Here is a 9,876-nt window from a genome sequence, read left to right as displayed (position 1 = left end):
ATTCCTCCCCCAAGTCCCCCTCCGGGCCCTTCCCCAGCGCCTCCACCGTCTCCACCGTCTCCGCCGCGGCCGTCCCGGTCATGGAAACCGCCGAGGCGGACGGCGGGGGAACAGCCCCGGCGTCCGGTGACGCGCCGCCGCGGATCGTGCCGCGCCGGAACGCCGGCCGGCTGGTGGCCGCCGCCGTCGCGTTGCTGCTCTTCGCGATGGCGGTCAACTCCGTCGCCCGCAACCGCGCCTTCCAGTGGGACGTGGTCGGCCGCCACTTCACCACCTCCGCCGTGCTCGACGGACTGCTGCTCACCCTGTGGCTGACCGGCGTGGTGATGGTGCTCGGCTTTCTGCTCGGCACGCCCCTCGCCGTGATGCGGCTTTCCGCCAACCCCGTGCTGCGCACACTGAGCTGGGGCTACGTGTGGATCTTCCGCTCCACTCCCCTGCTGGTGCAGCTGCTGTTCTGGTTCAACATCGGCGCTCTGTACCCGCGGCTCGGCCTGGGCATCCCCTTCGGGCCCCAGTTCGTCACCGTCGAGACGGTGAACCTGCTCGGCCCCACCCTCACCGCCGTCATCGGCCTGACCCTGCACGAGGCGGCGTACGCCACCGAGGTGGTCCGCGGCGGCATCCTGTCCGTGGACCTCGGCCAGACGGAGGCCGCCCAGGCGCTCGGCATCCCGCGGCGGCGCGTGCTGCGCAGGATCGTCGTTCCGCAGGCGATGCGCTCGATCGTGCCGACCGCGGGGAACATGCTGACCGGCACCCTGAAGGGCACGAGCATCGTCAGCGTGCTGGCCGTGCACGACCTGCTGTACTCGGTGCAGCTGGTCTACAACCGGACGTACCAGATCATCCCGCTGCTGATGGTCGCCACCCTCTGGTACATCGCCGTCACCACCGTGCTCAGCACGGGGCAGTTCTACGTCGAGCGTCACTACGCGCGCGGTTCCGCCCGCGCCCTGCCGCCCACGCCGCTGCAGAGGCTCAAAGGACGGGCGGCCGCGCTGCGGGCCCGCCTGGTCGCAGTGACGGCACCGGACGCCCGGAGCGCGCCCGGGGGCCGGCGTGACCGATAACCGATTCCCCTTCCCCGCTTTCCCTATCGATTTACTAGGGAAGTGTTGACGGGGCACGGCGCGGGTGCACAGGATGAGGAGCGGAATCCAGGTTCCGCACCGCGTGCCTGCGCCGCGCCGAGCGGCCGACCTCGAGGAGACCACCGTCATGGGCGTTGCCCCCGCGCCGTCCAGCCCCGTCCAGGACCCCGACCGGCACTCCTTCGGCCGGCAGGACTCCGACCGGACCGGGCCGGACCGCGCGCACTGGCTGCGCGTCGCCCGCGAGACGGCGGACGACCTGGCCACCGACGCGGCGGCCAGGGAACAGGCGGGCAAGGCCCCCGTCGACGAGGTGTCCCGGCTGCGCGAGGCGGGACTGCTGGCCCTGCTGGTGCCGGCCCGGTTCGGCGGCGGAGGCGCGGACTGGCGTACGGCCTACGCCGTCGTCCGGGAGGTAGCCGCTGCCGACGGCGCGATCGGCCAGTTGCTCGGCTCGCACTACTTCCTGTCGTGGAGCGCCCGGTTCTTCACCGATCCGGCCCGTGCCGCGCGGATCGAGCGGCGGTCGGCGGCGGAGCAGTGGTGCTGGGGCGGCGGTTTCGCCCACCAGGAGCCCCCGCTGACACTGACCGGGAAGGCCGGCGGGCAGGTGCTGGACGGTCGGCAGAGCTTCGCCGCCGGGGTCCTGGTCGCCGACCGGCTCGCCGTGCGCGCCGTCCGGGCCGACACCGGTGAACCACTGGCCGTCACGGTCGACCCGGCCCTGCCCGGCGTGAGGGTCGACGGGGAGGCGGACACCTTCGGCCAGCGGCTGGCGGCCGGCGGGTCCATGGAGTTCGACGCCGTTCCGGTCACCGTCGACGATGTCCTCGGCTCCCTGTCCGCGGACGAGGACGTCCTGTCGCCCCTGACGGCGCTGGCGTCCCCGGTCAGCCGCCTCCTCTCCGTGCAGCTCCGGCTCGGTCTGGCCGAGGGCGTGCTCGCCGAGGCCCGCGAGTACAGCAGGTCGGGGCAGTGGCCCCGGCATCCCGCCTGGCCCGCCGAACCGCCCCGGGATCCGCAGACGCTCACCGCGTTCGGGGAACTCACCGTCCTCACCCGTTCCGCGGCCGCGCTCACGGACCAGGCGGTGGACGCCTTACTGACGGGGCTGGAGCGCGGAGAAGGGCTCGCCTACGACGAGTACGCGGAGATCTCCGTCCTCGTGGCGATGGCGGAAGCCGCCGCGTCCAGGGCCGCGCAGGAGTCCACGTCCCGCGCCCTCGACATCATCGGCGCCCGCTCCATGTCCACACGGCTGGGCTTCGACCGGTTCTGGCGCAACGCCAGGGCCCACACCCTGTACGAGCCGGTCTCCCACCGGCTGCGCGACATCGGCGACTACTTCCTCAACGGCGCGTACCCGCCGTTCGTCCTGCCGGCCTGATCGTCCGGGGGCCCGCGCCGGACACCGGCAGCGGCGTGCGGGATACTACGGACATGCGGATCTCAGCCAGGGCGGACTACGCGGTACGGGCCGCGCTGCAGCTCGCCGCCTCACGGGACGACGCTCCCCTCAAGACCGAGGCCATCGCCGGCGCCCAGGACATTCCGCACAAGTTCCTCGAAGGCATCCTGAACGACATGCGCCGGGGCGGTCTCGTCCTCAGCCAGCGCGGCGGCAACGGCGGGTACCGGCTCGCCAGGCCGGCCGAGTCCATCAGCATCGCCGATGTCATACGTGTCGTGGACGGGCCGCTGGTCTCGGTGCGCGGGGTCCGCCCACCGGACCTGTCCTACTCCGGGCCGGCCCAGTCGCTGCTGCCCCTGTGGATCGCGCTGCGGTCCAATGTGCGCGAGATCCTCGAGGGTGTGTCGCTGGCCGACGTCGCCGCGGCCGAACTGCCCGCCGACGTCGCGGCGTTGACCGACGTCCCGGACGCCTGGGTGAACCCCTGAAACACCGGCCGACCAGCCGAATATCAGATCGCGGGATGACTCCATCCAGCATATGAACACCCCCTTGGGGCGGGCGTCGTCTTCTGCCACGATCCCTAGCAACCAGGTAGGAAAACTAGGGATCAGGGGGTGGTCATGGCCGTGCGTACGCTCGACCGTGCGGCTCGCCCGCTGCCCCGCCTGACCTCGCGCCGCCACATCGACTTCGGCCGCACGTCGAGCGCCATCTGTCGTCGCTCCGCGCCCCAGCACTCCCCCTCCGGGCAGCCCGACTTCGGGCCGTCGGATTCCGGACGGTCCGTCAGCGGACCGTCCGCCTCCCGGCACGCCTGAGGCGACCCGCTCACGGGGCGCGCGGGCTCTGCGCAGCTCACCGCTGCGCTCCTGCCCGCCCCGGCCCCGCCCGGCGGCCCTCCCGTCCGTCCGCGCCGTACGTCCTGCCCGGCCGTGAGCCAGGGCCCGGCGCCCGGCCACCCGTCGATGCGCTCCGGCCGGCCCGCCGCCGCACCCTGCCGTTTCCGTCTCCTCACCCTTCCTGAAAGGACACCTCCGTGTCTGCCGCCAGACCGCTCACCCTCCTGCGTGCCATCGCCGTCACCGCGACGTTGCCCCTCCTGCTCACCGCGTGCGGCTACGGCTCCGAGTCCACCGACGACGGCAAGCAGTCCGAGGTCGCGGCGGACGCCGAGAAGCTGTCCGTCGACGAGGTGAAGCTCGGCTACTTCCCGAATCTCACCCACGCCAACGCGCTGGTGGGGATCGAGGAGGGCCTGCTGCAGAAGGAACTCGGCGCCACCGGAATCAAGTCGGCGACCTTCAACGCCGGACCGTCCGAGATCGAGGCGCTGAACGCCGGCTCCATCGACATCGGCTGGATCGGCCCCTCCCCCTCCATCAACGGATTCACCAAGTCCCAGGGCAAGAACCTGCGCATCATCAGCGGTTCCGCCTCCGGCGGCGTGAAGCTGGTGGTGAACCCGGACAGGATCAAGTCCGAGGACGACCTCAAGGGCAAGAAGATCGCGACCCCGCAGCTCGGCAACACCCAGGACGTCGCGTTCCTCAACTGGATCGCGGAGAAGGGCTGGAAGGTCAACGCGCAGAGCGGCAAGGGCGACGTCTCCGTCGTCCGCACCGACAACAAGGTGGCGCCCGACGCCTACAAGTCCGGTTCGATCGACGGCGCCTGGGTCCCGGAGCCGACGGCGTCCAGGCTGGTCGCGGAGGGCGCCGAGGTGCTGCTCGACGAGGCCGACCTGTGGCCGGACAAGAAGTTCGTGATCACGAACATCATCGTGTCGCAGAAGTTCCTCAAGGAGCACCCGGACGTCGTCGAGGCCGTGCTGCGCGGTTCGGTGAAGACCAACGACTGGATCAAGGCCAACCCCGACAAGGCCAAGGCGTCCGCGAACAAGGCCCTCGATGAGCTGTCCGGCAAGGCCCTGCCCAAGGACGTCCTCGACCCGGCCTGGGAATCCATCACCTTCCTGGACGACCCGCTGGCCTCCACGCTCGACTCGCAGGCGCGGCACGCGGTGAAGGCCGGCCTGCTGGAGCAGCCCACTCTGGACGGCATCTACGACCTGACACCGCTGAACAAGGTGCTCGAGGCCGAGGGCAAGGAAGGGGTGGACGACGCGGGCCTCGGCGTGAAGTGACAACCGCGCCCCGATCCAGGTGAGTTCGCAGGAGCGGCGGCCGTCACCACGGCCGCCGCTCCCGCGTGCGTCGTACGACGTGTGTCGCGAGCCGGCCGTACGCCTCGTGCCCCCGGCAGCGGGCCCTTCCCGAGCACTTGGGATACTGCTGCGATGCCGCCGACCCCGCCGACTCCGCCCCCGGGGTTCCCGGAACCCATAACCGCCGACCCTCCCCAGGCGATCGCACGGCCGCTGCTCACCCAGTCGTGGCTCGACCTGACCTTCCTCCACTGGGCCGTGGACCCGGCCGACGTGGCCCCTCTGCTGCCGCCCGGCACCGTGCCCGACACCCTGGACGGCGTCACCTACGTCGGGCTGGTCGCCTTCCGGATGCACCGGGTCGGATGGCTGCGCCTCCCCGGTCTTCCCTACCTCGGCACCTTCCCCGAGACCAACGTCCGTCTCTACTCGGTGGACGAACACGGGCGCCGGGGCGTGGTGTTCCTCTCCCTGGACGCCTCCCGACTGCTGCCCGTGACGGTCGCCCGGATCGGGTTCCGGATGCCCTACCTCTGGTCCCGTATGGCCATCCGGCACAGCGGCGACACCGTCGCGTACACCAGCTCCCGGCGCTGGCCCGGTCCTCGCGGCGCCCACAGCCGCATCACCGTGCGGGTCGGCGAGCGGATCGGGGAACCCACCGAGCTGGAGCACTTCCTGACCGCCCGCTGGGGCCTGCACGGCGCCTTCTTCGGCCGGTCGATGTACCTGCCCAACACCCACCCCCGCTGGTCCCTGCACCGCGCCGAGGTGGTCGAGTGCGAGGAGGACCTGGTGACGGCGGCGGGCCTGCCGAAGCCGGTGGGCGGTCCCGTGAGCGTCCTCCACTCGCCGGGCGTCCCCGCCCGCTTCGGACGTCCCGCCCGCCCGGCGGGCATCCGGACCCCTTGACCTGCCGACGGGCCGAAGCCCGGCGCACCGCGAGGAGTTCCGGTGGTGCGGGCCCCTGCCCGGGGCCCGCACCCGGGCTCAGCCCTGCGGCTCCTGCGGCTTGGCGTCCGTCTCGCGCAGGTTCCGGTCCGTGAGTTCGGTGCGTTCCTCCGTACGGTGACCGCGGGCGATGTAGTCCCGCACCACGACCTCGACGGCGTCCTGGGGCGACCCGACTCCGGCCAGGACCATGACCTCCACGACGAGTTCGGCGTCGAGTGTGACGGTGACCTTGGCCATGGCGCTCTCCTGACGGCGTCGGGCACTGCGCGGCCCGGATCACCGAACTTTACAAGGCGGGCCTCAGCCACGTCAGCGTCGCGAACACGGCCCACGACGCGGCGGCCGAAACCCGCGGCAAGGGCTTCGACCAGGTACGCGCACAGTCCGCGCGGGTGTGGCGGGACGCGCTGGGCACGGTCGACGCCGCGGGTGGCAGCCGCGAGGAACGGGTGAAGCTCTACACCGCGCTCTACCACGCGCCGCTGCACCCGAACCTCTTCGACGATGTGAACGGGCAGTACCGGGGTTACGACGGCAAGGTGCACCGCGTCGCCAAGGGCCGCACCACTACGTCACTCGCGTCCCGCGACGGCCGACGAGGCGGCCGGCCCGTGTTCCCGGAATCGGCCCGGGGGCACGGGCCGGCCACGCGGCACGAGCCCGGCGGCCCCGCCGGGCTCGTGCGCCCGCCGTCCGTCAACCCGGCCGGTGTCCGGTATCGGAGTCGTCGGGGTCGACCCCGGTGAAGGCGTCCTCGTCCTTCGTGCCGCTGGGACGCCCGGAGCGGCCCCGGCGCCCGGTGCTCCGCATGCCTTTCTCCTGCTCGGCCCCGTACTCCTCGCCGCGCCGGGTGTCGCTGCTCACGACGTCACCGGGGACCGAGGTGCGCTCCTCCCCGGTGCGCTTGCGCCCCGGTCCACGCGAGGGGGCGTGCTCCTCCGTGTGGAAGGACCGGTGAGCGCTCGGATTCTCCTGCTGCCGTGTCTCGTCGACGTCCGGGGACCAGCCGTGGTGCTCGGTCCCCTTGTGGCGGCTCGCCCCGCCACCGGAGGGTTTCGACGGTTTGCGCTCCTTGGCCATGTCTCGGCCCACCTGTCCACTGTCGTAGTCGTAGGCGGCACGTCTCCTGAGTGCCCAGGACAGTAAAAGTCTCCCACCGGCTCCCCTCACGGTCATGTCGAACGGCCCGTGGGAGGTGGTCCCGGCGTGAGCGCGCGAGCCCGACGGCCGTCTGCCACGTGGCGGGAGCGGTCACTCTGTCGAGTGAGGAGCGGGATTCATGTCGACGATCGCGCCCCGCCATGGTCGACGATCGCAGGCAGCCGGTCGCCCCACCCTCACGGCCGCGGTCCCCCGGAAGGGTCGTCATGCGCATCCTGCTCATCGCCAGCGCGTACAACAGCCTCACTCAGCGCGTGCACGCCGAGTTGCACGACCGTGGACACGCCGTGGCCGTGGAGGTGACGCCCCGGAGCCCGGACGTGGTCGCCGCCGTCGACCGGCACGAACCCGACCTGATCGTGGCGCCCATGCTGAAGACGGTCGTACCGCGAGAGGTGTGGACGGCCAGAACCTGTCTGATCGTCCACCCCGGGCCCGTCGGGGACCGCGGACCGTCGTCCCTGGACTGGGCGGTCCACGAGGACGCCCGGGAGTGGGGCGTGACCGTCCTCCAGGCCGAGGAGGAGATGGACGCGGGGCCCGTCTGGGCCACGGCGGCCTTCCCCGTGCCCCGGGCGGGCAAGAGCGACCTGTACCGCAACGAGCTGTCCGACGCGGCTCTCGACGCGGTGCTGACGGCGGTGGAGCGGTTCGCGTCCGGCGACTGCACCCCTCTCGACCAGCGCACCCTGCCGAGCACGCCGGGTGCCCGGACCCGCCCTCCGATGCGCCAGGAGACGCGCCGCATCGCGTGGACCGACGATGCGACCGAGACGGTCCTGCGCAAGCTGCGCGCCGCCGACTCCCAGCCCGGCGTCCTGGACGAGCTGCTCGGCGGGGAGTGGTTCCTGCACGGCGGCCACGCCGAGCGCGGCCTGCGCGGGCGGCCCGGTGAGCTGCTGGCGACCCGGGCGGGCGCGATCTGCCGGGCCACTGCGGACGGCGCGGTCTGGATTCCCGAACTGCGGGCCCGTACCGGTGCCGGCGTACCGAGGGCCTGCAAGCTGCCCGCCGTCCACGCCCTGGCCGGACGGCTGCCCCGGCTGCCGGACCTGCCCACTCCCGTACTGCCCTGCGCGGACGACGCCGGCTGGTCGGACATCCGTTACCGGGAAGAGGGGCCGGTGGGAGTGCTGTCCTTCTCGTTCCCCGGCGGAGCGATGTCCACCGACCACTGCCGACGTCTGCTGGACGCCTACCGGGCGGCCTGCGACCGGCCCACCGCCGTGCTGGTGCTCGGCGGCGCCCGCGACTTCTTCTCCAACGGCATCCACCTCGGCGTCATCGAGGCGGCTTCGGACCCCGCCGCGGAGTCCTGGGCCAACATCAACGCCATGGACGACCTCGTCGAGGCCGTCCTGAACACCACCGACCGTCTCGTCGTCGGCGCGATCGGCGGCAACGCCGCCGCCGGCGGCGTCATGCTGGCGCTGGCCGCCGACGAGGTGTGGTGCCGCTCCGGCTCCGTGCTCAACCCGCACTACCGGCGCATGGGTCTGTACGGATCCGAGTACTGGACGTACAGCCTGCCCCGCCGGGTCGGCGCCGCGACGGCCGAGCGGCTGACCCGGGAGGCGCTGCCGGTCAGCGGCGTCTCGGCCCGGGACATCGGCCTGGTCGACCGGTTGGTCGAGTGCCCTCCCGCCCGTTTCACCGCCGAGGTCACCCGGCTGGCCCAACGCTGGGCGGGTTCCCCCGGGGCGCAGTCACGCCTCGCCGCGAAGAAGGCGGAGCACGAGCGCCGGGAGGCCGTCACCCCTCTGGCGGCGGTACGCGAGCGGGAACTCGCCCGCATGCGCAGAATTTTCCTCGACCCCGACGCGCCGTACCACGCGCTGCGCCGGGCGTTCGTACGCAAGGAATCGGCTCCTGCCGGCCCCGCCTCCACAGGTGCGGAGGCGGGCGAGCGGGTCGACGCTTAGCAAAGAACCCGGCCGATCAACCGGCTCTGCCGTATTCCTCCCAGGAGGCGTTGATGAACGCAGCAACCCCGGCCACCAGCGAGGAGCCCGAGGCGTCCGGCGCAGTCGGCACGGACGAGAAGCCGATCCACATCCTCTGGATCAACGCCGGGCTGAGTTGCGACGGCGACTCGGTCGCCCTGACGGCGGCCATGCAGCCCAGCATCGAGGAGATCGCCCTGGGCGCCCTGCCCGGGCTGCCGAAGATCGCCGTGCACTGGCCGCTCATCGACTTCGAGTGCGGGCCGGTCGGCGGCGCGGACACGTTCATCGAATGGTTCTTCAAGGGGGAGCGCGGCGAGATCGACCCGTTCGTCCTCGTGATCGAGGGATCCATCCCGAACGAGTCGATCAAGAAGGAGGGGTACTGGTGCGGCTTCGGGGACAACCCCGAGACGGGCCAGCCCATCACCACCAGCGAATGGATCGACCGGCTCGCTCCGAAGGCGCTGGCGGTCGTGGCCATCGGCACCTGCGCGACCTACGGCGGCATCCACGCCATGGCGGGGAACCCGACCGGCGCCATGGGGGTGCCCGACTACCTGGGCTGGGACTGGAAGTCCAAGGCGGGTCTGCCGATCGTCTGCGTGCCGGGCTGCCCCATCCAGCCCGACAACTTCGCCGAGACCCTCACGTACCTGCTCTACCAGGCCGCCGGGTCCGCGCCGATGATCCCGCTGGACGACAAGCTCCGCCCGACCTGGCTGTTCGGGGCCACCGTGCACGAGGGATGCGACCGCGCCGGCTACTACGAGCAGGGCGATTTCGCCACCTCCTACGACTCCCCCAAGTGCTCGGTGAAGCTCGGCTGCTGGGGGCCCGTCGTGAAGTGCAACGTGCCCAAGCGCGGCTGGATGAACGGCATCGGCGGCTGCCCGAACGTGGGCGGTATCTGCATCGCCTGCACCATGCCGGGCTTCCCCGACAAGTTCATGCCGTTCATGGACGAGCCCCCCGGCGCCAAGCTCTCCAGCACGGCCAGCGGCGCCTACGGGGCGGTCGTCCGCAAGCTGCGCGGCATCACCGCGCGGACCGTGGACAAGGAGCCCAAGTGGCGGCACACGGGCCGGAAGATCACCACCGGCTACCGGCCGCCGTGGTGAGCGCCCCTCCCCCGCTCCCCCGCTC

At 72.0% G+C, this 9,876-nt stretch carries 11 protein-coding genes; 9 read left to right on the top strand and 2 right to left on the bottom strand.

Going from position 1 to position 9,876, the window contains the following annotated elements; genetic code table 11:
* Positions 1 to 80 precede the first annotated feature (80 nt).
* The 6 genes from AOK11_RS28730 (at position 81) to AOK11_RS28710 (ending at position 5,584) form a co-directional block, all read left to right on the top strand.
* Positions 81 to 1,073, top strand: coding sequence for an amino acid ABC transporter permease (locus AOK11_RS28730; RefSeq protein ID WP_055596640.1), 993 nt, complete (start codon positions 81 to 83; stop codon positions 1,071 to 1,073).
* A 148-nt stretch (positions 1,074 to 1,221) separates the two neighbouring features.
* Positions 1,222 to 2,481 carry an acyl-CoA dehydrogenase family protein gene (locus AOK11_RS28725; RefSeq protein WP_055596639.1) on the top strand — a complete coding sequence of 420 codons (1,260 nt, stop codon included), beginning with the start codon at positions 1,222 to 1,224 and terminating at the stop codon, positions 2,479 to 2,481.
* 53 nt (positions 2,482 to 2,534) lie between these two features.
* Positions 2,535 to 2,993, top strand: coding sequence for an RrF2 family transcriptional regulator (locus AOK11_RS28720; protein WP_055596638.1), 459 nt, complete (start codon positions 2,535 to 2,537; stop codon positions 2,991 to 2,993).
* A gap of 135 nt (positions 2,994 to 3,128) precedes the next feature.
* Entirely contained in the window at positions 3,129 to 3,326 is a 198-nt protein-coding gene (locus AOK11_RS42220) for a hypothetical protein (protein WP_141666134.1), read from the top strand.
* 218 nt (positions 3,327 to 3,544) lie between these two features.
* Positions 3,545 to 4,651 carry an aliphatic sulfonate ABC transporter substrate-binding protein gene (locus tag AOK11_RS28715; protein WP_055596637.1) on the top strand — a complete coding sequence of 369 codons (1,107 nt, stop codon included), beginning with the start codon at positions 3,545 to 3,547 and terminating at the stop codon, positions 4,649 to 4,651.
* 153 nt (positions 4,652 to 4,804) lie between these two features.
* Positions 4,805 to 5,584, top strand: coding sequence for a YqjF family protein (locus AOK11_RS28710; RefSeq protein ID WP_055596636.1), 780 nt, complete (start codon positions 4,805 to 4,807; stop codon positions 5,582 to 5,584).
* 78 nt (positions 5,585 to 5,662) lie between these two features.
* Here the strand turns inward: AOK11_RS28710 and AOK11_RS28705 are convergent, their stop codons facing one another.
* Positions 5,663 to 5,863, bottom strand: coding sequence for a type II toxin-antitoxin system VapB family antitoxin (locus tag AOK11_RS28705; protein ID WP_055596635.1), 201 nt, complete (start codon positions 5,861 to 5,863; stop codon positions 5,663 to 5,665).
* A 155-nt stretch (positions 5,864 to 6,018) separates the two neighbouring features.
* Between AOK11_RS28705 and AOK11_RS42215 the strand changes: the two genes are divergently transcribed.
* The gene (locus AOK11_RS42215; RefSeq protein ID WP_055596634.1) at positions 6,019 to 6,372 is read left to right on the top strand and encodes a glycoside hydrolase domain-containing protein; all 354 of its coding nucleotides are present in this window, start codon (positions 6,019 to 6,021) and stop codon (positions 6,370 to 6,372) included.
* On the opposite strand, the gene AOK11_RS28695 is transcribed toward AOK11_RS42215, so the two are convergent.
* A complete protein-coding gene (locus AOK11_RS28695; RefSeq protein ID WP_055596633.1) occupies positions 6,323 to 6,706 on the bottom strand; it encodes a hypothetical protein in 384 nt (127 codons plus the stop codon). The two genes, AOK11_RS42215 and AOK11_RS28695, sit on opposite strands and share 50 nt — an antisense overlap.
* Positions 6,707 to 6,993: 287 nt before the next feature.
* Between AOK11_RS28695 and AOK11_RS28690 the strand changes: the two genes are divergently transcribed.
* Both AOK11_RS28690 and AOK11_RS28685 read left to right on the top strand, forming a co-directional pair.
* Positions 6,994 to 8,709, top strand: coding sequence for a hydrogenase maturation protein (locus AOK11_RS28690; protein ID WP_055596632.1), 1,716 nt, complete (start codon positions 6,994 to 6,996; stop codon positions 8,707 to 8,709).
* A 53-nt stretch (positions 8,710 to 8,762) separates the two neighbouring features.
* Positions 8,763 to 9,851, top strand: coding sequence for an NADH-quinone oxidoreductase subunit B family protein (locus AOK11_RS28685; RefSeq protein WP_055596631.1), 1,089 nt, complete (start codon positions 8,763 to 8,765; stop codon positions 9,849 to 9,851).
* Positions 9,852 to 9,876: the final 25 nt, after the last annotated feature.

The organism is Streptomyces hirsutus (assembly GCF_001418415.1).
Lineage (GTDB): Bacteria > Actinomycetota > Actinomycetes > Streptomycetales > Streptomycetaceae > Streptomyces > Streptomyces hirsutus.
This window is presented reverse-complemented; position numbering and strand designations above follow the sequence as displayed.

Bases quoted from the DNA above. Each gene is read 5' to 3' on its own strand.
- AOK11_RS28720 (WP_055596638.1), top strand. From the start codon at position 2,535: ATGCGGATCTCAGCCAGGGCGGACTACGCGGTACGGGCCGCGCTGCAG.
- AOK11_RS28685 (WP_055596631.1), top strand. From the start codon at position 8,763: ATGAACGCAGCAACCCCGGCCACCAGCGAGGAGCCCGAGGCGTCCGGC.
- AOK11_RS28725 (WP_055596639.1), top strand. From the start codon at position 1,222: ATGGGCGTTGCCCCCGCGCCGTCCAGCCCCGTCCAGGACCCCGACCGG.
- AOK11_RS28690 (WP_055596632.1), top strand. From the start codon at position 6,994: ATGCGCATCCTGCTCATCGCCAGCGCGTACAACAGCCTCACTCAGCGC.
- AOK11_RS28705 (WP_055596635.1), bottom strand. From the start codon at position 5,863: ATGGCCAAGGTCACCGTCACACTCGACGCCGAACTCGTCGTGGAGGTC.
- AOK11_RS28710 (WP_055596636.1), top strand. From the start codon at position 4,805: ATGCCGCCGACCCCGCCGACTCCGCCCCCGGGGTTCCCGGAACCCATA.
- AOK11_RS28730 (WP_055596640.1), top strand. From the start codon at position 81: ATGGAAACCGCCGAGGCGGACGGCGGGGGAACAGCCCCGGCGTCCGGT.
- AOK11_RS42220 (WP_141666134.1), top strand. From the start codon at position 3,129: ATGGCCGTGCGTACGCTCGACCGTGCGGCTCGCCCGCTGCCCCGCCTG.
- AOK11_RS28695 (WP_055596633.1), bottom strand. From the start codon at position 6,706: ATGGCCAAGGAGCGCAAACCGTCGAAACCCTCCGGTGGCGGGGCGAGC.